Raw genomic sequence first — 21,686 nt, 5'->3', positions numbered from 1 at the left:
GGCAGATGGTTCCCCTAGAGGGGGAATGCAAGTTCTGCTTACAGCCTTTACAATAGGAAATACGAGCTGACAACCGAAGGAGCCGCATGTCTACGAATCATCGCCCATTCATCGCACCGGTGCAGTTTGACGACGCCCAGGCCGCCTACGATCAGGTGCTGGCCATTTACGATACCAATATCGCCTATCTGCGCGACGCCATGAGGCGTTTCGTGGCCGGCGAAGACGTCGGCGAGCATGTCCGCGCCTGCTATCCGTTCGTTCGTGTACATACGGATACCGTGGCGCGCGCCGATTCGCGCCTGGCGTTCGGCTTTGTGGCCGGTCCCGGCACCTACGAAACCACGCTGACGCGGCCGGATCTGTTCGCGCGCTACTATCTCCAGCAATTCAAGCTGCTGCTGAAAAACCACGGCAGCCACCATGTCAAGCTGGAAGTCGGTACCAGTTCGCAGCCGATTCCTATCCATTTTTCGTTTGCCGAGCATGAACATATCGAAGGCAGCCTGACGGCCGAGCGCCGCCTGCTGATGCGCGACGTGTTCGATCTGCCTAATTTGGCGGCAATGGACGACGGCATCGCCAACGGCACCCACGAGCCGCCGGTGGGCGAGGCGCAGCCGCTGTCGCTATTCACGGCGCCGCGCGTGGACTATTCGCTGCAACGCCTGCGCCACTATACCGGCACCTCGTGCGAGCATTTCCAGAAATTTGTCCTGTTCACCAACTACCAGTTCTATATCGACGAGTTTATCAAGCTGGGACATGAGTTGATGGCCAATCCTTCCGGCGTGCCGGGCGACGACTATATCGCTTTTGTGGAACCGGGCAATCTGGTGACGCGCCGTGTGGGCCAGTCGGTGCAGCCGGGCGATGCGCTGGGCGCCGCGCCGCCGCGCATGCCGCAGATGCCGGGTTATCACCTGATCCGCGCCGACGGCACCGGCATTTCGATGGTGAATATCGGCGTCGGCCCGGCCAATGCCAAGACCATCACCGACCACATTGCGGTGCTGCGGCCGCACGCCTGGCTGATGCTGGGTCATTGCGCCGGTCTGCGTAACACGCAGGAGCTGGGCGACTATGTGCTGGCGCACGGCTATGTGCGTGAAGATCATGTGCTGGACGAGGACTTGCCGCTGTGGGTGCCGATTCCACCGCTGGCCGAGGTGCAGGTGGCGATCGAGGCCGCCGTGGCCGAGGTCACGCAGCTGACCGGCCACGATCTGAAGCGTGTGATGCGCACCGGTACTGTCGCCAGTACCGATAACCGCAACTGGGAATTGATGCCGCAGCGGACGCCCGAGCGCCGTTTCAGCCAGAGCAGGGCGATTGCGCTGGACATGGAAAGCGCGACCATCGCCGCCAACGGTTTCCGTTTCCGCGTTCCCTACGGTACGTTGCTGTGCGTGAGCGATAAGCCGATGCACGGCGAGATCAAGCTGCCGGGCATGGCCAATCAGTTCTACCGCGATCGTGTCGACCAGCATCTGCGCATCGGCATCCGCGCGATGGAGCTGCTGCGTGCGCTGGGCGTGGACAAGCTCCACAGCCGCAAGCTGCGCAGCTTTACCGAGGTGGCGTTCCAGTAAGCAGGCGTCCGCGCAGCAGGGACGGGCGCCAGGTCAGGGTGAAGGCGACGGTGATTGCGCCGGCTGACAGTAGGACGGCCCAGAGCAGGACGCCGAAACTGGGGCCGTCGCGCCATAGGCAGAGGGTGAGGGCGAGGCTTAGCAGCAGCGCGCCGCCAAGCCGTAGCGGACGGCGGCGCGGGGTGTGGCTGGCGATGTCGCCGCCAGCGCGCTCCCAGTTGTCCGGCATGGCCAGTGAGAGGCAAGCAAAGCCGGCATAGGTGGCCGTGGCGGCGAGAAGTAGCAATGCGGCGCTCACGGTGCGCTCTCCACGGCAGCCTGCCGGCCGGCGGCTGGGGCGGCCGGGATGGGTGAGGAGGCGGACGCGGCTGGGATGGCCGAGGCAGCTGGCGCGTCCTGGATGGCTGAGGTGGCTGGGACGGCCTGGATGGCTGGCGCGGCCGAGGTGGCGGGGATTGCTGCGGCCGTCGTCGCGCTGGCGCGCTTTGCGGCCATGCGCCGGGCTGCGCAGGCGGCAATGACGGCGGCCGTCAGCAGCATCAGGTCCACGCCCGCCACTGCCCACATGCCCTCGGATGCCGCGCGCAGCAGGTGGTCGGCGGTGGTGATGGCATTCAGCAGCACGCAGGCTACGGCGCCGGCGCTGATGGCCCATGCCTGCTCGCGCCACGCGGCGCGGCGGCGCAGCCAGGCGTGCACAAAACTCAGCAGCCACGTCAGGAAGAAGGCCCACATCTCCAGCGTGGCGCGATCTTCTCCGCCCCAGCTGGCATCCGCCGGCAGCAGCCGGTTGGCCGCCAGCAGCGCCAGGGTGGCGAGCATGACACCGCTGATGGCGCCGGTCGCCAGTCCCTCGACGAAAGGCACGCCGGCCAGGTTCTTGCGCGCATGCCGGACGCGCCGCGCCTCCAGCCAGAACAGGAAGCCGGTGGCGATCAGTGTGCAGCCGCTCAGGCCCGCCAGGAAATACAGCCAGCGCAGCGGCCAGTGTTGAAACTGGATGAAGTGGATGCCGGAGATAAAGCGCTGGACCGTCATCACGGAACCCGCTTCGAAACGGTTCAGGATCGCGCCGCTGCCGGCGTCGAAATAGATCTGGTCGAGATTCATGGTCACGTCGCGCGCGTAGGAGCGGCGCAGTTCGACGTAGCTGTTGGCGTCGCCGGGATGCCAGACGCGCACAAAGTAAGGCCGGCCGCCGGCCCATTCCTGTTCCGCACGCGCCACCATGCCGTCCAGCGAGGCCAGCGTGCCGGGCGCCTTGGCCTTAGGACGCGAGAATTTGCCGTAAGCCTCGGCGGTGAAGGCCGCCTTGCCTTCCTTGCCGCTACCGAAAACGCTCCAATGCGCTTGCGGGAAGTAGATGGTGATGAAGATGATCAGCCCGGACAGGGTCATCACAAAATGAAAGGGCAGGCCCAGCACGCCGGTCAGGTTGTGCAGATCCAGGGTGCCGCGTTGCAGCGACTTGTGGGGGCGGAAGGTAAAGAACTGGACGAAGATTTTCTTGTGGATGATCACGCCGGACACCAGCAGCACCAGCATCGCCATCGCCGCCAATCCGACGATCCATTTGCCCAGATCGTTCCAGCCCAGATGCAAACCGTAGTGGAAGGGGAAGATAAAACCGCTGCCGCCCTTGCTGCCCGGCTCCGGCAGGAAGGTGAGGGTCGCCGGATCGAGCTGGCGCACCGGCGCGTCGTCGGCGCCAGCCTTGTAGGTGAGGCGCAGCACCGGCACCCGTTCGGTCGGCAGGTCGACCCGCCATTGCGTGGTCTTGGGCGGCAGGACAGGCGTGACCGCCGCGGCGATGCGGTCCAGCGACAGTTGCTGCGGCGCGGGCGGCAGCCGGGTGGCCGGCATCATCCAGCGGTCGATCTCGCGGTCGAACACGCTCAGCGAGCCCATCCAGAACACCGCGAACAAGACACCGCCCAGCACCACGCCGGCCCAGGTGTGCAGCCACACCAGCAAGTTACGGAAGCCCCACAGGACCAGCATCGGCATGATCACAAAGCCCAGCATGGCGCCGAGCACCACCGCTTCCGGCCGCGCCATGCCGCTCCAGGCGAGGGCGGCGCCGATGCCGCCCACCGCCAGTGCCGACAGCAGCCAGGCGGCCGGCACGCCAATCAGCACTTGCAGCCAGCGGATCAGGGGCGGTTTGGAGCGCATGGCGGTTCTCCGGTCAGAAGTCGAGCGCGTAGCCCAGCGTTACCGTGCGGCCGCGGCCGGCAAAATAGCGTGCCGGCTCGACCAGCGCGCTTTGCGAGTAGTAGGTGATGTAGCTGCGGTCGAACAGATTGGCCACGCCCAGACGCACCGCACCCTTGTCCAGCTTGTAGTTGAGGGATGCGTCGGCCAGCGTGTAGCCGCTGAATTCCTTGGCCGGATCGTCAAAGCGCTGGTGGAAGGCGTGCTGCACTTGCAGCAGCGACGACAGCATGTCGTTCCAGCTGGCGTTCCAGGTGGCGATCACGCGATTGGGCGCCACGTTCAGACCATCGAGCCGGGCGTCCAGGCTGCCGTCGGCATTGCTGTCGTAGCGGCCCTTGGTGTAGGCGTAGGCCAGGCTGGCGCGGTGCGCCTTGTTGAAACGGTAGCTGGCGCTGGCGTCGTAGCCTTCCAGCCGGGTCTTCTCGCGCGCCATCGCAAACACGCCGTTGACCGAAACGATACGCGTGCCGAAGTCCGAATCCGAGCGGTAGTAGGCGGCATCGAGCTCCCAGTCGCCCTTGCGCACGCGCGTGCCTACCTCCACACCGTCGGTCAGGATGGGTTCCAGGCTGCGCAGCTTGGCGATGCTCTGGCCGGGGGTGTTAATCGAGCGCAGCGTGCGGCCGATGTCGGGCAGGCCGAAGCCTTCCGAATAGCTGGCGTAGAGCGTCACATCGTGCACCGGGTTGAACACCAGTCCGATGTTGGACAGCGTTTCATTAAACTTGATCTTGCCGCCTTCCACCAGCGTGTTGTTATAGGCCGCCAGCGTGCGGTAGGTGTCGACCTTGAGGTCGGCGTTCTCGCGGCGCAGGCCGGCGTGCAGGGTGAGGCTGTCGAGCAGCTTGTATTCGCCCTGCACGAACAGCGACAGATTGCGGTATTTGGATTCCGGCACGAAGGTGCGGCCGGTGCCGTACATGTCCTGCTTGCCCTCGTCGATCAGGGTGTCGAAGCCGGCGGTCAGTTTCAGGCGGCCGTCCAGCAGGCCGGCCTTGGTCAGGCCGACCTTGCTGCCGTACTTGAAGGCCACCGCGCGCGACTGGTCGTACAGCGTGCCGCGCGGCGCGATGCGCACGTCCTGGAAGGTGGCCGAGTTGTCGGCGCCAAACAGGCCGACGAATTGCTGGTGATAGACCATGGCGGACAGCTCCATGCCGGCCAGGTCGTAGTGGTTGTAGCTGGCGCTGGCGGTCCAGGCGTCGTTCCACGCCGGGGTGCCGGGGGGCGTGCCTTCGCGCGAGGTGGACGGAATGCCCAGCGCGCGGTTGCCGGCCACGCCGACATAGCTGGCCTTGGACTTGATGCGGTAGCGGTTGAGCGAGAATTGCAGCTTTTGCTGGCTGTCCGGGCGATAACCCAGCTTGGCCAGGATGTCGTAGCTGCGCGAATCCATCAGGTCGCCCTGGGTGACGTCGACGCCGATGCTTCGGCCTTTGCCGTCCAGGTACAGGCCTTGGTCCTCGTAACCGGCCGAGAACAGATAATCCAGCTTGTCGAGGCGGCCGTCGACCCGGTAGGTGGTCTTGTAATTCAGGGTTTCGCCCTCGATGCCGCTGGTGGGTGCGGTCACCTGCACGTCGATATGCTGGTTCACCGTGCCTTTTTCCGGGCGCCGGGTGACGATGTTGATGGTGCCGCCAGTCGCGCCCAGGCCGTTGATGGCGTTCGGGCCCTGGATGATTTCAATCCGCTCCACCATCGCGTAGTCGATGGTGTGCGCTTCGCGGCCGGTCGGGCGCACCGGGTTGGACTGCGGCACGCCGTCGATCAGGATCAGCGGCGTGCGCCCGCGCAGGGTTTCGCCGGAACCGTTCATCTTGCCCCGGCTCGGGGTGTAGGAGGGCAGGATGTTGCTCAGCACGTCCGATGAGTTGGTCGACAACGTCAGTTGCTGTTCGATCTCGTCCTTGCCGATGACCACCACCGTCTGCGGCGCCTTTTCCGCTTCGAGATTGGCGCGCGAGGCGGAAATGATGACGGCCTCGCCGGCCGGCATCTCAGCGGCGCCAGTGTCGGCCTGCGCCTGCGCGGCCATGGCCAGCAGCATGGCCGCAAGCAGCGGACGGTGTTTGAACGGTATCGCGTGGTACGACTGCACGGCAACTCCTTGATGATGGAATGAGAATGTAAATCATTATCATTCACTTCGTGCGAATATGTCAACGCAGTTGTTCGCGCCGTTCGGCTTCCTCCTGTTGTTTGCGGTGCGCGCGTGCGGCGAGCTCGCGCGCTTGCGCGGGGTTGAGGAAGAACAGGCCGTCGTCGTCGCCGACCACCAGGTCGCCCGGTTGCACGCTGACGCCGGCGATGCTGACCGGCACGTTGACCTCGCCGCCGAGGTCCAGCGCCCGCGTGGTGAGAGCGCTGACGGCCAGCGAGAACACGGGAAAGCCCAGCGCCGCCAGCGCACGCACGTCGGTGACGCAGCCGGCGATGACCACGCCGGCCAATTGCTTCTTCATCGCGGCCAGGGTGCGCAGCTCGCCCCAGCAGGCGCGGTGCTGGTCGCCGGCGGCCATTTCGATCACCAGCACGTCGCCCGGCTGGCTGGCGATCAGGGCCGGGCGGATCACGCTGCCGTCGATGGCGGGCAGCCTGACCGTGACGGCGTTGCCCAGCAGGCGGCAGGGCCGCGCCAGCGCTTGCAGGCCGTGCGCGTAGCCGTCCTCGCACAGGTGGCCGATGGTGGATGCCTCGATGTCCGCATACAGCGCCAGCAGCTCCGGCCCGGCGCCCTGTACCCTGGGGTGAACGCGATGCATGCCTTATGCCGCCGGGCGGAAGGGATTGCTGGTCAGGCTTTTCCCGAATGGCATGCTGCCGGGACCGGCGGCGCGCTCGATCATCGGCCGCAGCAGCAGTTTCAGCGGCCATGCCTCCTCCTCGAACAGGCGGCGCTGCAACAGGGCGCGCGCCTCGGCGGGGAAATCGATGTGGTCGATGGCCTGCGCCAGCGCGTCGCGCAGCACCGCCCAGAGCTGGGCGTCGGCGATGCCGTAGCGCTGCGCCACCACCTCGATGATGGCGCGCAGGTTGACCTGTACCGCCAGCGTTTGCAGGTAGAACAGCAAGTCCTCGGGCGTGTCGTGGTACAGGGTGTTGGCGTGGCCCGGCTTGAGCCGGTATTGCGGATCGGCCAGGCCTTGCCGCTCCAGCCATGGCACGTGGATGCGCAGCGAGTCGTGATCGCGCAGGAGCAGGCCGGCCATCTGCCCGTCGCGCCATACCAGCACCGCGTTCTGGCCGTGCACCTCGGCCAGCATGCCGAGGCGGAACATGCGCAGGTTGATGTCGAAGAAGCTGTCGCACAGCTCGCGGAACAGCGTCAGTACCGGCCCGGCTTGCGGCGCCAGTTGGCGGTGGCGCAGCCATTCGTCGAAGAAGTGGGTCTCCCGCGGTGGCAGATGCACGCCGAGCGCCGCCATCGGAATCAGGCGGCAGGCGGGATCGCGCAGCAACGCCGCCGGATAGCTGCGCACCATGGCCGACAGGTGGCGCGGGCCTTCGTCGAACAAGGTGGCGTGTTGCGGCAGATAGGACCACCACTTGGTTTCGTCGCAAATGAAGACCCGCTGTTCCAGCACGCTGTCCAGACGCATGGCCTGGCGCAGCAGGCTTTCGCTGCGCTGGCCGTTGATCATTTTGATCGCTGGCAGATAGCGCGACGCGCCCAGCGAATGGATGCCTAGCGGTAGCTTGAGGTAATGCTCGCCGCCGCCGGCCGGCGCCAGCGAGCGCACCGATGAGGTGGGCAGGAAGCCGTGGTTGACGAAGTCCAGCGCGACGCACACGCCGTCGCGCAGCTCGGCCCCCAGCATGGCCGGCAGGATGTGGCGCAACTGCCACGGATGGACCGGCAGCGCCACATGGCTGGCGGCAATGCCGCGCCGCCGCATTTCCTGCTGGAGCGCGGCTTGTTGTGGCTCGCTCAGCAGGAAATGTTCTGGCCGGCTGTGGAAGGGATCGTCGACGCCGTCGCCGGCGGCCAGGTCGCCGCGCGCGACGGCGACCCAGCGCAGCGGCACTTCGTTGCCGAACTCCGCCATGTAGTCGAGGTAGTCCTGTTGGGTGAAGCCTTTCTTGGGCTTGGCCACCGGGTGGAAGGGACGGTCGCGCAGGGAGGCGCATTGTTCCAGTGTCTGGAAGAAATCGGTGGGGCTGCGTTCGAGCAGGCCGGCGGTATTGACGCGGTGGCCTTGCGACCAGGCTGTCTGTTGCACCGATTCCCGTATCCACTCCAGCAGCATGGCCGCGCCTTCGGTGTTATCGCGGATGACCGTGTCCGGTGCGTGGGCGATCAGCAACTCCATGAAGCTGACCGGGTCGAGCGGGGAGATGTCCGGCGCGGCCTGCGCCATCGTTTGGCGCAGCGAGTAGGCCGCCGCGTCCGGCGCGCATTGCAGCGGCTGGACCACGCCGCGCACCACCGGCACCAGCACGCAATGCTGCGGAGTGTGGCTGATGGTCCAACGCCACATCAAGGCGTGTGAATCGCTGTCCGGGAGCAGGCCGGCATGCCGGGCCTGGAACTGTTCGGGCGAGAGCAGCTCCGTCGTGGCGGCGTCGAAAAAGTGCTCGGCCAGCAGGCAGTCGATCAGATCCCGCAGGACCAGGTTGGCGGCCTGCGCCCGATAATGGTCAACGTTTGTCACGTGTCTATCCTTCGCTAAGAGTCATGGAATGAAGTTTGGCCTGTAGCGCGCGGAAGGCGATGCCGCGCTCGTCGCCCAGCACGAAGGCCGAGACGCCCCGGCCCCGCCAGGCGGCATAGTCGCCGTCGGCGCGCGGTATGGCGCAATAGGGAATGGCGGCCCGTGCGCAAGCCTGCTGGATCTCGCGCAGCGCGGCCTGCACCGGCGGCGCCGCCGTTTGCCACGCCAGCCCGCACGATTGCGACAGGTCGGCCGCGCCTTCCAGCACCAGATCGACGCCGGGTACTTCCAGAATGGCGCCGATGTGCCGCACGCCGGCCAGGCTTTCAATCATGGGAACCACCATGATTTCCTGATTGGCGTGGACCACATACTCGGCCAGGCTATGCTTGCCGAAGGCACCGGGCCGGCCGGCGTTCAGGCTGCGCATGCCATGCGGCTGGTATTTGCAGGCGGCCACGATGCGCCGCATGGTCTCCGCGCTTTCGACGCACGGCGCGACGATGCCCTGCGCGCCGCCGTCGAGGGCGCGCAGGATTTCCCCGCTGTCCGCGGCGGCGCTGGAAATGCGCACCAGCGGTGTGATGCCGGCCGCTTCCGCCGTGCGCAGCATGTTTTCCAGCGTCTCGGGATTGATCAGCGTGTGCTCGGTGTCGATGATCACGAAATCGAAGCCGGCGGCGCCGGCCAGCTCCACCGACGCCGGCGCCGGGATGGAGCAGAACAGGCCGAACACGGCCTGGCCCTGCGCCAGCTTGCGCTTGAGCAGATTGGGCCGGATCACGGCGCGTCCCGGAACGGGTGCAGCGGGTTGGGCACCTGGCGGAAGCGCGGCTCGCTGTCGCCCAGCAGGCGGCGTTTGGTCAGTTCCTCCACCTGGAAGGTGGGCGCGAACAGGTCGAACGCGCGGAAGCGTGCCGCGTGCTGCGGGTGGCGCCGCTGGTAGTCGTGGATCACGCCGGCGGTCATGGCCCAATACTCCTGTTCCGGCAGGTCGTAGTGGCGCGCCAGGAAGATCGCCGTCTCCGCCATGCAGATGAAGAAGAAGGCGTCGCAGGAAAAGTCGCGCACCGCGTCCAGGTCGTCGGTGAGGATGAAGGAGTTGCGGTTGATGCGCGCGTGGCTGGGCGGCAGCGGTACCAGCGCCGGCGTCCGTTCCGGCTGCCCGAGGTGCGCCGGCGAATAGCGCACGCCGTCGTGGAAGTCTTTCAGCGCGATGCGCGTGGGCCAGCCGTCGCGGTGGATCAGGACGATGTTCTGGGCGTGCGATTCCATGCCGATGCCATGCGCCAGCAGCATGTGGATGATCGGATTGACGGTCACTTGCAGCATGCGTTCGGTCCAGGCGCGCCCCCCGTGCCGCGCGATCCACGGATCGGCCAGCGGGCGGCCGTCGTCGTCCACGTGGCACAAGCCGTTGAATGGCACGGCGGCCTCGCCGGCGCGCAGGTAGGGATGCAGGCTTTGGCGCCAGATCGCGCCCAGCGTGCCGTAGGCCTTGCCCGCGCGGACCTCGGGCAGGCGGTCGTAGTCGAAGCTCACGCCCAGCACCTCACCCAGGATCACGAAGTCCAGTTCGCGCGCATAGGCGTCCTGCGCGATCAGGCCGTGCAGCCAGTCGGTCACGATGGGGCCGTTCATGACGGTGTGGGCGGCCAGGATGCGGCTGGTCGAGGTGTTGGTGATGCTCAGCGAGAGCTTGACGTAGGCCTTATCGGCCGCGCTGTGATTGGCCAGCGTGCGGATCGATTGCTGGGCGCGATAGCTGTCCTGGCCATGGCCCAGCAGGACGATCTCGCCGCTGGCCAGTTCGGCGTGGAACAGGGCGGCGATGCGTTGTTGCCACTGCCATGGGTGCACCGGCAGCAGCAAATGATCGTCGATCGATTTGCCGGCCTGGCGCAGCGTGGCGGCGAATCGGCCGTAATCGGCCTCGCCCAGTTCCTGCCGGATCAACGCCTCGTAGCTGGTATGCGCCGAGTGGTTCACGCGGCCGAGGCGGCGGGGGACGGCGATCCACTGCAACTGGAGCGCCTGTTTGAACTCCGGCCCGTAGCGGCGGTTGTCGTCCAGCGAGAAGCCGATGCGCGACTTGTAGCTCGGGTGGTACAGGTGCGCGTCCATGATGTCGCCTTCCAGCTCGTCGTAGCCGCGCTGGGCCGGCGGCGGCAGCGGCGGACGTTCCTGGCTGTGCGCCTGCAAGTCCTTGAGCAGGGTTTGCTCCAGCTCTTCCATGAAAGCGCTCAGCCGCTCCGAGGGCGGCAGCGTGCCGAGGATCTCGGTGCAGACGTCGGCCAGCGTCGCCGGCCTGGCGTCTTCGTCGCGCGTGGTGCGCAGCACCGGGCCGCCGTCCAGCTTGACCAGGCCGAAGCTGGATTTCATCTCGCCGGGGCAGCGCAGGCGCACCGTCTTGCCATCGGCGCCACGGCCGGTGACGACGAACTCGCCGCGTGCATATTCGCACTCCAGCACGCCTTCATAGATCAACGCTTGCAGCAGTTGCCGCACCACGCGTTGTTCCACCTGCCCGTAGCGCGGCGATTGCAGGGCGGCGATCCATTGCGGCCCGGTGCCTTCGGCCGGCGAGCTGATTGCTTTTGCTTCCGAGATTTGCATGTTTATCCCTTCTGATAATGAAATTGATGGTCCAGCGGAGCTGGTTTGGGAAAGCACAGGGCCAGCGGCAGCGTCACCAGCAGCAGCAGCCCGATGGCGACGAACAGTTCATTGAGCGCGATGCCGCTGGCGCTGACCGGCGCGGCGCCGTGCGCCAGCAGGCCGGCGCGCCGCAGCTCGTAGTAAATCGATACCGCGACCACCGCCAGCGAGGCGGTCACCCGGCGCAGGATGTTGTTCATGGCCGAACCCTCGGTGACCAGCTGTTCGGGGATGGCGTTCAGCCCGGCGGTGGTGACCGGGATATACGACAGCCCCAGGCCGACGCCGCGCGCCGCCATCAGCGCCACGATCAGCCATAGCGGCGCCTGGCTGACACCGCCGGCGCCGGCCAGGCCGAGCGCCATGGTCGCCAGCGCGCTGCACAGCATGCCGGCGGCGACGCCGGCGCGCGGCCCGTGCCGGTCCAGCAACCGCCCGCCCAGCGAGGAAAACACGCCGGCGAACAGCGCGGTGGCGAACAGCGCCAGGCCGGTCCACATGGCGCCGTAGCCCAGGACGGTGTGCATCAGCAGCGGCAGCAGCACCACGCAGCCGAACATGCCGACCGATTGCGCCGACGCCACCGCCACGCTGAGGCTGTAGCTGGGTTCGGCGAAGATGCGCAGGTTCAGCAAGGGCTCGGGCTGGCGCAGCTCGACCCGCACGAACAGCGCCAGGCACAGCAGCGCGGCGGCGATCAGCGTCAGGTTCAGCGGCGCGCTCAGCGCGGCCATGTCCTTGAGCCGGCCCAGCGTCGCCAGCAACAGCCCCACGCCCGACGTCACCAGCGCGAAGCCGCGCCAGTCGAACCGGCGCGGCGCGCGCACCGGCGGCGACGGCAGCCAGCGCCAGCCGATGGCCCAGCTCACCAGGCCGATGGGAATATTCACCGCGAACAGCGCGTGCCAGCTGCTGAACTGCACCAGCACGCCGCCCGCCACCGGCCCGGCAGCCGGCGCCAGCATCACCGCCATGCCCCACCAGCCGCTGACGCGCCCGCGCTCTTCCTTGGGGTAGACCTCAAACACCAGCGCCAGCGACAGTGGAATCATCAGGCCGCCGGCCACCCCCTGGATGCAGCGCGCGGCGATCACCCACGCCATCGATGGCGCCAGCGCGCCCAGGCAGGAACCGGCCAGGAACAGCGCCAGCCCGGCCAGATAGACCCGTTTCTTGCCATGGCGGTTGCCGAGGTAGCCGGTCAGCGGCATGGTCATGCCCATGCTGATCATGAAGGCGGTGATGACCCAGCTGGCGGTCACGGCGTCGATGCCGAACACGCTCATGAAGGCGGGCATGGCCGGGTTCAGCGCGGTGTTGTTGAGGCTGACCGCCAGTGTGCCCAGCAGCACGGTGGCGACCACCAGCCGGCGCGCGGCCAGCGTCGGTGACGGCACACTCATGCGGCGGCGCCGATGTTGGCCGTGGCGGTGCCGGCGGCATGCAGCTCGGCGCGCACCGCCGCCGCGAAAATGTCGGCCACGGCGTCGACTTCCGCCGCGCTGATGATCAGCGGCGGCAGGAAGCGCACCACCGAGGAATGGCGACCGCCCAGTTCCAGGATCAGTCCGTTCTGGAAGCAGCGGCGCTGGATGGCGCTGGCCAGCGCCGGGTTGGCCAGCGGATGGCCGAGCGTGTCGGTGGCGCCGTCGCCGTCGACGATTTCCACGCCGATCATCAGGCCGCGCCCGCGCACCTCGCCGATCTCCGGCGTGCCGCGTTGCAGCGCCGCCAGTCTGTCCATCAGCTGGCGGCCGCGCTGGGCCGCCTGTTCCGGCAGGTTCTCGCGCCGGATGTGGCGCAGGCTGGCCAGGCCGGCCGCCATCGCCATCTGGTTGCCGCGGAAGGTGCCGATGTGCGCGCCCGGTTTCCAGACATCGAAGCGCTCGCGGTAGACCAGCACCGACAGCGGCAGGCTGCCGCCGATGGCTTTCGACAGCACCAGGATGTCCGGCACGATGCCGGCGTGTTCGAAGGCGTACAGCTTGCCGGTGCGGCCAAAGCCGGTCTGCACCTCGTCGATGATCAGCACGATGCCGTATTCCTCGGTGATGCGGCGCACCTCGCGCAGCCATTCGACCGGGGCCGGAATCGCGCCGCCTTCTCCCTGCACCACCTCCAGGATGATGGCGGCCGGCCGGCGCACGCCGCTCTCCGGATCGCCCAGCAGGTTGCGCAGGTAGTGGGCGCTCAGTTGCTGGCATTGCTCGCCGCCGACGCCGAACGGGCAGCGGTAGGCGTAGGGGTAGGGCAGGAACTGCACCTCCGGCATCAGGCCCGGAATGTCGCTCTTTTGATGCAGGCTGCCGCTCAGGCTCATGGTGGCGTGGGTGGAGCCGTGGTAGCCGCCATGGAAGGAAAACACGCCGCTGCGGCCGGTGGCGATCTTGGCCAGCTTGACCGCCGCCTCGACGGCGTCGGCGCCGGTCGGCGCGCAAAAATGGACGCGCGCCTGTTCGGCGAAAGCGGCCGGCAGGCTGGCGAACAATTCGTCGACGAAGGCTTCCTTCAGCGGCGTGGTCAGGTCCAGCGTGTGCAGCGGCACTTTCTGGTCGAGCATGGCGCGGATGGCGTCCACCACCACCGGGTGGTTGTGGCCCAGCGCCAGAGTGCCGGCGCCGGCCAGGCAATCGTAGTAGGTCTTGCCGTCCATGTCGGTGACGTGGATGCCTTCGGCGCGCTGAATCGCCAGCGGCAGGCGGCGCGGATAGGAACGGGCATTGGATTCGCGCGCGGCCTGGCTGTCCAGCAGGGACCGGTTGCCGCGGCGTTCAGGGGTTAGCGTGTGCAGCATGGGATTCACTCCGTGATGGTGTTGTTTGTGATGGTTCGGCATCGATAAAGATCTGTTGCGGACGCGGGTGGCACAGGAAGTCGGCATGCGAAATGTTGTAGCCGTAGGCGCCGGCCAGCGGCAGCACCAGCAGGTCGCCGATCGCTAGCCCGCTGAGGACCGCGTCGCGCGACAGCACGTCCTTCGGCGTGCAGAGCTGGCCGACCACGGTCCATGCGGCGGGCGTGGCGGCGGCGTGCGCCGCCGGCAGGTGCAGCACCGGATGGTCGTGGCCTTGCGCCGACGGCAGCCGGAACTGGTGGGTGCCGCCACGGCACACCGCGAAGTTCTTGCCGTGGCTGTGTTTTAGGTCCAGCACCTGCATCAGGTAGTAGCCGCAAAAGGCCGTGACCAGGCGGCCCGGTTCGAAACGGATGCGCGGCGCTTGCGGATTGCTGCTCAGGCGCGCGGCCAGGTGGCGGCACAGGCGCGCCCAGTCGAACTGCTGCGGCAGCAGATAGTTCACGCCCATGCCGCCGCCCGCGTTCAGCCAACGCACCGTCTGGCGGTCGCTGGCCAGCGCCTGCCACGACGGCCAGCGTTCCAGATACCAGTCCAGCAGCTGGATGTGGCGCTCCACGTCCAGCTGGTGCGACATGGCGTGCACGTGGAAACCATGCAGCGCCAGGTGCGGGCAGGCTTCGACCAGCGCCACCGCCTGCGGCAGCTGCGCCTCGTCGATGCCGAACGGCGTTGGCGCGCCAGCCATCGACAGTTTGGTGGCCAGATGGGCGGGCAGGCTGGGGTTAATCCGGATCAGCACCGGCTGGCGCTTTTGCAGCTCGCTGGCGATGGCGTTCAGGCGGCGGATTTCGTCCAGGCTCTCGACGTGGATCATTTCCACGTTGTGGCGCAACGCCTGGCGCAGATCCGAGTCCAGCTTGCCCGGCCCGGAAAAGATGAAATTGCGCCGCGGGCCGGATTGCAGGGCGCGTGCGATTTCGCCGCCGGAGGAGATCTCGAAACCATCCACCCACGGCGCCAGCGCTTCCAGCACCGGCGCCTCGCTATTGGCCTTGATGGCGTAGTACAGCTCCACGCCGGGCGGCAGCAGGGATTTCAGCCATTGCACATGGCGGCGCAGCGCCGGCAGGTCGTAGATGAAGGCGGACACCGGATCGGTGGCGGTGGCGGCCAGCGCGCGCGCATGGCGCGCCACCAGTTCGGGCAGCGCCGTCATGGCCGCACCTGCCACGGCGCCCGCAACTGCACGTAGCCGGCGAACTTGTCGGCGGCGGCGGCCAACCGGATGCGGAAGTTGGTCTTGCACGGAATGCTGGCGTCGTCCAGCAGGGCATCGAGTTCGGGCGCCGGGGTTTGCAGGGTGCTACGAATCTGTGCCAGTTCCTGCCGCACCAGTTGCCACATCGCCGGCGCCAGCGCCGGCCGTCCATGGGTCAGCGCCAGCACAGCTTCCGACAGGTTGTTGACGAACAGGCAGTAGGCGATCCGGCTCCAGCCCTGCGCGCGCGGATACTCCATCGACTGGCGCACGCGCGCCGGTATGTCGTGCGGCACGGCGTGGATGCCAAGTTCCGCGCTGAGTTTGACGCCTTCGTAGTCGCGCAGCAGCAGCCGGGCAGGGTGGCCATCGCGGTGCACCAGCACGGTGTTTTGCAGGTGCGGCTCGAATATCACGCCGTGGTTGAAGAACATGTTCAGCACGGGGCGCAGCAATAGCGCGGCGTAGCTGGCGAACCAGCGTAGCAGGTCGTCCGCCTCGGGCGCGCGCCCCAGTTGCTGCTCCAGGAAAGCCAGCACATTGGATTGCAGCGCGAGGTCGCGGCCGAACACGGTGCCGGCCAGCAGGCAGTTCTCTTCGCCCTCCGCAAGGCAGAAATTGGTGCGCAGGATGGCGCCGGTCTGCTCGCGGAACCAGATCCTGTCTTCTTCGGAGTGGCCGGCGGGCGACCATCCCAGCGCGGCCGGCTCGGACACCGTGTGCAGGCCGCCGGTGCTGTCCGGCGAGGCGCTGGTCAGCCGTTTGAGCAGGCTGTCGATCAACAGCGCGCTTTCCAGTTCGTACCAGGCGTTCTTGCGCACGCAGTTGGTGATGCGGATGTTCAGCGAACCCTTGATGAAGTATTCGTGCCCCGGTATGTACATGGTGCGCACCGAGGCGGTGGGATGGGACAGGAAGCCGCTGCGGCCGAGGTCGCGAATCTCCTGCCGCGCCTGCAGGCGTTGCACGCGCGGATCGGCGCGGAACAATTCGGCCTGGACCGGGTGCATGCTGAGGATGGCGTGTCCCGGCCGCGCGCCGCTCTGATCGGCGCACGCCGCCAGCACGTCCTCGCGCGCCATGCCGTTGGCGGCGATCCACAGGCCCCCCGCCGGCACCTCGAACAGGTGCAGCCGCAGGGCGGCGCCGAATTCCGGCGACACCTCTTCCTGCCGCAGCGCGGCCGGCCACAGCCTGGCCTTGGGCGCCACCTGGGCCGGATGGCCGTACCACAGACATTGTTCACTGCGCAGGTACTCCGCCAGCGGCGCCACGGCCTGATCGTCGAAGTGGGCGGCGACCGCGCGCTTGAGGTCGCGGCTGGCGAGGATTTGCGTCAGCAGTTCCGGATTGTTCTGCCCGGTCACGGCGGCGCAGCTGTCGAGCATGGATTCGGCCAGCAGCGCCGGCGTCAGGGCTTGCCAGCGCTGGCCGGGCCGCTGGCCGTAGACCGCCGACACATAGGTCTGGCTGCCCAGCGTGTCGTCGCGGTCGGCCAGCACGGCGAAGCGGGCGCCATCCGGCATGCGCACCAGCAGCGGCACGGTGCGCGGCGATTGCAGCCGGCGGTAAAGCTGGAACGGCAGGCCGAGCGGCTGCCGCTGGCTGTCCTGGTCGAGCAGGGACAGCGGCAGCGCGAACTCCTTGAGCAGGCAATTGAGCAGTGCGGCGGACGCGGCCTGATCGGCCATCACGCGCGCGGCGGCGGGAAGGCGCGGACTCATGCCGTCTCCCGCGCCACCGCCGCCGGCGCATCGATGTGCAGCAGGTGCGGCGGTGTGACCGGCAGGCCGAGGCTGGTTTTCAGCACGGCGGCGAACAGGTTGCCGTCCAGCCGGTCGTCCAGCGCCAGTTCGGACTCGTCGTCGTGCAGGCCGTTGTGTATGTCGCGCAGGCGCAGGCCGGCCGGGGAGAGCGCATACTCGACATGGTGCCGGCCGAGGCCCAGCTCATGCGGTTGCAGCAGCGTCAGCAACTCGTCGCAGCGCGGTGGGCGTGGCATGAAGGATTGCACGCGCTTGGTGCGTTGCGGGTCCTGGTCGAAGGCGATGCGGCTGCCGCTCAGGATGGCGAAACCTTCCGTTGTGGCCAGCGCATCCAGCGCGTACACCACTTCATCGTCGCGGTGCTTTTCCACCAGTGCGTAGCCATGGCGCAGCGCGCCCAGGCTGCGCCGCAGTTCTTCCATATCGCGGACGATGGCGCCGCCGCTGGCCGCACCGCCTTCCAGCGGCTGCACACTGGCGGGGAACCAGTCGGCGCCGATGCCGGCCGGAGGCTCGGCGCAATCGATGATGCGGCGGGCATGCGGAACGGCGACGGGATCACGCCGCTGGTCGTGCCGCACGGCGGGCCGCCAGGACGCGCCCGGCAGGCCGAGGCTGGCGGCGCTCACCGCCGCCGAGGCGTGCAGCACGGCGTGCGCCGCCAGCACGCCGTCCACGCGCCGGCCGTGCACCGAAAGAAAACGCGCCACCGCCAGCGGATTGAAAACGTCGCACTCGCCCAGTTCGCACTGTCCGTACAGCGGCGAGTGCCTGGCGCGCACGATATGTTCGCCGACGCAGTCGGTCAGGATGGTGACCTTCAGCTGTAGGTCGGCGGCGGCGGGAAGTAGGCCTTGCTCCAATATGCGGGTTGGGGCATGGGCGAGTATCAGTAGTTCCATCAGTCTGCATCCTCCGGTCAGTGAAATGGGTGCATCCGGCCAGGCCGAAATGCGTCTCATTTACATGACGAAGCAGACTGAGGAAATTTTAGATTTTTATCGTATTTTTTTAAGTGGGTTGTTTGCCGGAGGGCGGCACCAGCCCGGTCAGCAACCAGACGCGCGAGGCTTCCTCATAGGCGATGCGGTGCGCGGGCGCCGCCGCCAGCCAGGCCGCCAATGCCGTCGCGGTTGCCGCGTCGGGTGGGTGTTGTTGCGCCGATAGCACCCAGTCAAGCGCGGCTTGCCAGACGGGATCGTTTTCGCGGGAAGTTGTCATGGGAACAAATACAGTGCCGAAGCGTTATGAAAATTGTGATTTCGGTATTGTATCTGAGCGCAAGCACGGCGTTGTGCCCAGGTCTAGGCGTGGGAAGGGGCGAGGGCGTTGGCGCAATGCGTCATGGCGTCGCGGATCATGAAATTGACCAGCGTGATGGAAACGCCAAGCTGCTCGGCGATCTCGCGCTGGGTCAGGCCGCCCAGCCGGTGCAGTTCGAACGCCGAGCGCGTGCGCTCGGGCAGGGCGGCGAGGGCGTCCGCCACGATGCGCAGGTCCTGGCGGCTGACGCTCAACGATTCCGGTGTGCCGGACGGGGCCGGGACCTGCAAGCCATCCTCCTCGTCGGCGAACACGCGGGCTTCCAGCGCCGCCCGGCGGTGCGCGTCGATCGCCAGGTTGCGCACGATCTGGAACAAATACGCCAGCGGTTGCCTGGCCTCGACCGCATGGCCGGCCTCGGTCACTTTCAGGTAGCTGTCCTGCACCACGTCCTGCGCCCACGCCGTGTTGCCCAGCACCTTGAAGGCGGCCCGTAGAAGTTGTGGCTGGTTGGCGACAAACATCGCACTCCAGTCGATGTGTGGTTTGATCGACTCCATGTTGCATTTCCTCTCAGCTTGTCGTTTCAGCAAGGAGATTCTATGAAGTTCGCCCGGTAAAAGCAATAGAAATGATTCTCATTACGGTTTACTTTCGTTCGGGAAAAAGGATTTTATGAAAGTAGCTGATGTTGATATCTTTTTGGGTATCGAAAACCCCAAAAAATTGATTGGTTTGTTTTCGTTCCCGGCACTAAGATTTGTTTCAGAAGGCTGAATATCGATCAGCTCTCCCGACATAGACGAACACTGGAGACCTATGAAACACACCGTATCCGGGGCTTTTGAGTCCCAGGCGAAGCATCGCCTCGTCCTGAAATCCGGCGTCGCCGTTCTGGCCGCCGCAGGCTTGCTGAGTACTTTCCAGGTCATGGCGCAGGAAGCCCCGGCTACCGAGTCCGCCACCGGCGAAGCCACCGTGGTGGTGACCGGCGTGCGCCGCGCCGCGCAAAGCGCCCAGAAGATCAAGAAGGATGCCGATAACGTTATCGACTCCATCGTCGCCGACGATATCGGCAAGTTCCCGGACACCAATGTGGCCGAGACCATCGCCCGCGTCACCGGCGTGCAGGTGCGCCGTGACGGCGGCGAAGCCAACACGGTGCTGATCCGTGGTTTGCCCGGCATCGCCACCCTGCTGAACGGCCGCGAGCTGTTCACCACCACCGGCCGCTACATCCAGCTGGCCGACATTCCATCGACCATGCTGCAACGTGTGGACGTGTACAAGTCGCAGAGCGCGGATCTGAACGAGGGCGGCATCGCCGGCGTGATCGACGTGCGCACCAACCGTCCGTTCGACTTCAAGGGCTTTACCGCCGTGGTCAACGGCGGTGCCACCAACTATTCGCAATCCGGGCGCACCGACCCTAACGTCAGCGGCATGATCTCCAACCGCTGGAAGACCGACCTGGGCGAGTTCGGCGCGCTGGTGGGCGTGTCCTACCTGCGCAACCACTACTCGGAAGAGCGCGTATTCAACACCAAGCCGATCGACAAGAGCTGGCTGCTGCCCAAGCTGACCGGTCCTGACCTGGTCGGCCTGGAAAACATCCTGGGCGACCGCCGCCGCTCGGCCGTCAACTACGCGCTGCAATGGAAGCCGAACAAGGACGTCGAGCTGTACGCCGAAGGCCTGGGCAGCCATTACCTGAACAATTTCGAGACCGACTTCTTCGTCGGCCTGCCATGGTGGGGCCCAGGCGATCAGATGAGCGCCACCAAGATCCCGGGTTCGGATCAGCTGCAAACCCTGACCTCGCACAACGTCAACACCATCATGTCGACGCAAGCCAACCGCGCCAGCAATGTGACCCAGCAGCACGCCATCGGCGGCCGCTGGAACGCCGCGCCGGGCCTGCGCCTGACCACCGAAATCGCCCGCACCCTGTCGGACTACGACTGGCAGAACCCGATCCTGGACACCATCACCAACGTGCCTAACGCCGTGGTGACCACCAATCTGGGCGGCCATTCCAACGTCGCTTACGGCGGCATGGACCTGAACGATCCGTCGAAATACACGCTGTCGCAGCTGTTCGACCGCTACGGCCATGACCACGGTTCGGCGACCGACTGGCGCGCCGACGGCACTTACACCATGCAGGACGAAGGCTTGTTCAAGGACTTCGGCTTCGGCGTGCGCGCCGCCAAGCGTACCGCTTCGTCGATCAAGTCGTATGAGGGCTCGACCCCGGCGCCGGCGGGTGTCGCCGTGACCTCGCTGCCGGGCATGACCTGCACCACGCAGATGCAGAACGACTGGGGCACCAATTCGTGGTACACCCCGTGCGCCAGCTACCTGATCTCGAACACCGCCGACGTGCGCAAAGCCGTCACCGGCAACAGCGCCGCCAAGGCGCTCGACCCTGGCTCGTACTTCGCCGACGAGGAGAAGAACTACGCCTTGTACGGCAAGGCGCACATCGGCTGGGAAACCGCCGGCATTCCGTTTGACGGCGTGCTGGGCATGCGTGTGACCAAGACCGACTCGGACCTGCTGGGCAATTCGCTGGTCGGCACCGCCATCGTGCCAACCTCGAAGAAATCGAGCGACACGTCCTATCTGCCAAGCGCCAACTTCAAGGCCACGCTGCGTGACGACGTGATCGCCCGCTTCTCGGTATCGAAGACCCTGACCCGTCCGGACTTCGCCCAGCTGAATCCAGGCACTGCTTACGTCAACGCCAACGGCACCACTATCCAGGCGACGGCGTCGGGCGGCAATCCGGATCTGAAACCGTTCACCGCACGTAACTACGACGGCTCGCTGGAGTACTACTTCTCGTCCACCGGCATGGCTAGCTTCGCGCTGTTCCGCCACGAGTTCAAAGGCTACATCATGAACAAGGTGGTGAAGGAGACCTTCAACGGCATATCCTACGACACCACCCGTCCATTCAATACGGATGACGGTTACCTGCAAGGCGCCGAAGTGGCGTACCGCACCTTCTTCGACAAGCTGCCAGGCTGGCTGGGTGGCTTTGGCGTGGAGGCGAATGCGACCTACACCGAAGGCCAGACCAGCTCGTCGAGCAATCCGGACCTGAGCGGCAAGCCGTTCGCCGGCATGTCGAAATGGTCGTACAACGTGGTGGCGCTGTATGAGAAGTATGGTATCTCGGGCCGCCTGGCGTACAACTGGCGCTCGAAGTTCACGCAAGTCTACAATGACGGCGGTCCGGGCCTGGACCTGATCGCATCGCCGATGTCGTCGCTGGATGGCTCGCTGGGCTACAAGATCAACGAGAATACCTCGGTCACCCTGACCGGCACCAATCTGTTGAACTTCAAGTACACCGACTACTGGACCAACAAGGGCCTGTACCCACGCGATACCCGTCGCTATGACCGTTCCGTGGGCCTGTTCCTGAACTGGAAGATCTGAGCAGACTGAAGCCAACTGGCCGCGTCCCCGCCT

16 protein-coding genes are annotated in these 21,686 nt (G+C 66.4%); 2 read left to right on the top strand and 14 right to left on the bottom strand.

All coding sequences use genetic code 11. From position 1 onward, the window contains the following. Positions 1-86: 86 nt before the first annotated feature. The gene (locus GM676_RS04020; protein ID WP_155462100.1) at positions 87-1,592 is read left to right on the top strand and encodes an AMP nucleosidase; all 1,506 of its coding nucleotides are present in this window, start codon (positions 87-89) and stop codon (positions 1,590-1,592) included. Here the strand turns inward: GM676_RS04020 and GM676_RS04015 are convergent. The 14 genes from GM676_RS04015 to GM676_RS03950 form a co-directional block, all read right to left on the bottom strand. Further along, a complete protein-coding gene (locus tag GM676_RS04015; protein WP_371866101.1) occupies positions 1,570-1,890 on the bottom strand; it encodes a DUF3325 domain-containing protein in 321 nt (106 codons plus the stop codon). The two genes, GM676_RS04020 and GM676_RS04015, sit on opposite strands and share 23 nt — an antisense overlap. Then, entirely contained in the window at positions 1,887-3,767 is a 1,881-nt protein-coding gene (locus tag GM676_RS04010) for a PepSY-associated TM helix domain-containing protein (protein WP_229262525.1), read from the bottom strand. The genes GM676_RS04015 and GM676_RS04010 overlap by 4 nt, the downstream gene beginning before the upstream one ends. Positions 3,768-3,780: 13 nt before the next feature. Next, the gene (locus GM676_RS04005; RefSeq protein ID WP_371866099.1) at positions 3,781-5,910 is read right to left on the bottom strand and encodes a TonB-dependent receptor; all 2,130 of its coding nucleotides are present in this window, start codon (positions 5,908-5,910) and stop codon (positions 3,781-3,783) included. A gap of 61 nt (positions 5,911-5,971) precedes the next feature. After that, on the bottom strand, positions 5,972-6,574 hold the full coding sequence (locus GM676_RS04000) for an RraA family protein (protein ID WP_155462099.1): 603 nt from the start codon (positions 6,572-6,574) through the stop codon (positions 5,972-5,974). A gap of 3 nt (positions 6,575-6,577) precedes the next feature. Next, a complete protein-coding gene (locus GM676_RS03995; protein WP_211923141.1) occupies positions 6,578-8,464 on the bottom strand; it encodes an IucA/IucC family protein in 1,887 nt (628 codons plus the stop codon). Positions 8,465-8,468: 4 nt separating this feature from the next. Continuing rightward, positions 8,469-9,248 (bottom strand): HpcH/HpaI aldolase family protein, encoded by a 780-nt coding sequence (locus GM676_RS03990; protein WP_371866098.1) that lies wholly within the window; start codon positions 9,246-9,248, stop codon positions 8,469-8,471. Beyond that, positions 9,245-11,080, bottom strand: coding sequence for an IucA/IucC family protein (locus tag GM676_RS03985; protein ID WP_155462098.1), 1,836 nt, complete (start codon positions 11,078-11,080; stop codon positions 9,245-9,247). The genes GM676_RS03990 and GM676_RS03985 overlap by 4 nt, the downstream gene beginning before the upstream one ends. Before the next feature lie 2 nt (positions 11,081-11,082). Next, a complete protein-coding gene (locus GM676_RS03980) occupies positions 11,083-12,525 on the bottom strand; it encodes a DHA2 family efflux MFS transporter permease subunit (RefSeq protein ID WP_155462097.1) in 1,443 nt (480 codons plus the stop codon). Then, entirely contained in the window at positions 12,522-13,916 is a 1,395-nt protein-coding gene (locus tag GM676_RS03975; protein WP_155462096.1) for a diaminobutyrate--2-oxoglutarate transaminase, read from the bottom strand. Before GM676_RS03975 ends, GM676_RS03980 begins: the two co-directional genes overlap by 4 nt. After that, a complete protein-coding gene (locus GM676_RS03970) occupies positions 13,894-15,135 on the bottom strand; it encodes a type III PLP-dependent enzyme (protein WP_155462095.1) in 1,242 nt (413 codons plus the stop codon). Before GM676_RS03970 ends, GM676_RS03975 begins: the two co-directional genes overlap by 23 nt. Continuing rightward, positions 15,132-16,901 carry an IucA/IucC family protein gene (locus GM676_RS03965; RefSeq protein WP_155462094.1) on the bottom strand — a complete coding sequence of 590 codons (1,770 nt, stop codon included), beginning with the start codon at positions 16,899-16,901 and terminating at the stop codon, positions 15,132-15,134. The genes GM676_RS03970 and GM676_RS03965 overlap by 4 nt, the downstream gene beginning before the upstream one ends. Continuing rightward, entirely contained in the window at positions 16,898-17,845 is a 948-nt protein-coding gene (locus GM676_RS03960; protein WP_155462093.1) for a hypothetical protein, read from the bottom strand. Before GM676_RS03960 ends, GM676_RS03965 begins: the two co-directional genes overlap by 4 nt. Positions 17,846-17,954: 109 nt before the next feature. Then, positions 17,955-18,164, bottom strand: a complete 210-nt coding sequence (locus tag GM676_RS03955; RefSeq protein ID WP_155462092.1) for a DUF4880 domain-containing protein — start codon at positions 18,162-18,164, stop codon at positions 17,955-17,957. An 83-nt stretch (positions 18,165-18,247) separates the two neighbouring features. Continuing rightward, entirely contained in the window at positions 18,248-18,766 is a 519-nt protein-coding gene (locus tag GM676_RS03950; RefSeq protein WP_155462091.1) for an RNA polymerase factor sigma-70, read from the bottom strand. A gap of 259 nt (positions 18,767-19,025) precedes the next feature. Here GM676_RS03950 and GM676_RS03945 point away from each other — a divergent pair, with 259 nt between their 5' ends. Then, entirely contained in the window at positions 19,026-21,653 is a 2,628-nt protein-coding gene (locus GM676_RS03945; protein ID WP_155462090.1) for a TonB-dependent receptor, read from the top strand. Positions 21,654-21,686: the final 33 nt, after the last annotated feature.

The organism is Duganella radicis, assembly GCF_009720825.1.
GTDB lineage: Bacteria > Pseudomonadota > Gammaproteobacteria > Burkholderiales > Burkholderiaceae_D > Rugamonas > Rugamonas radicis.
This window is presented reverse-complemented; position numbering and strand designations above follow the sequence as displayed.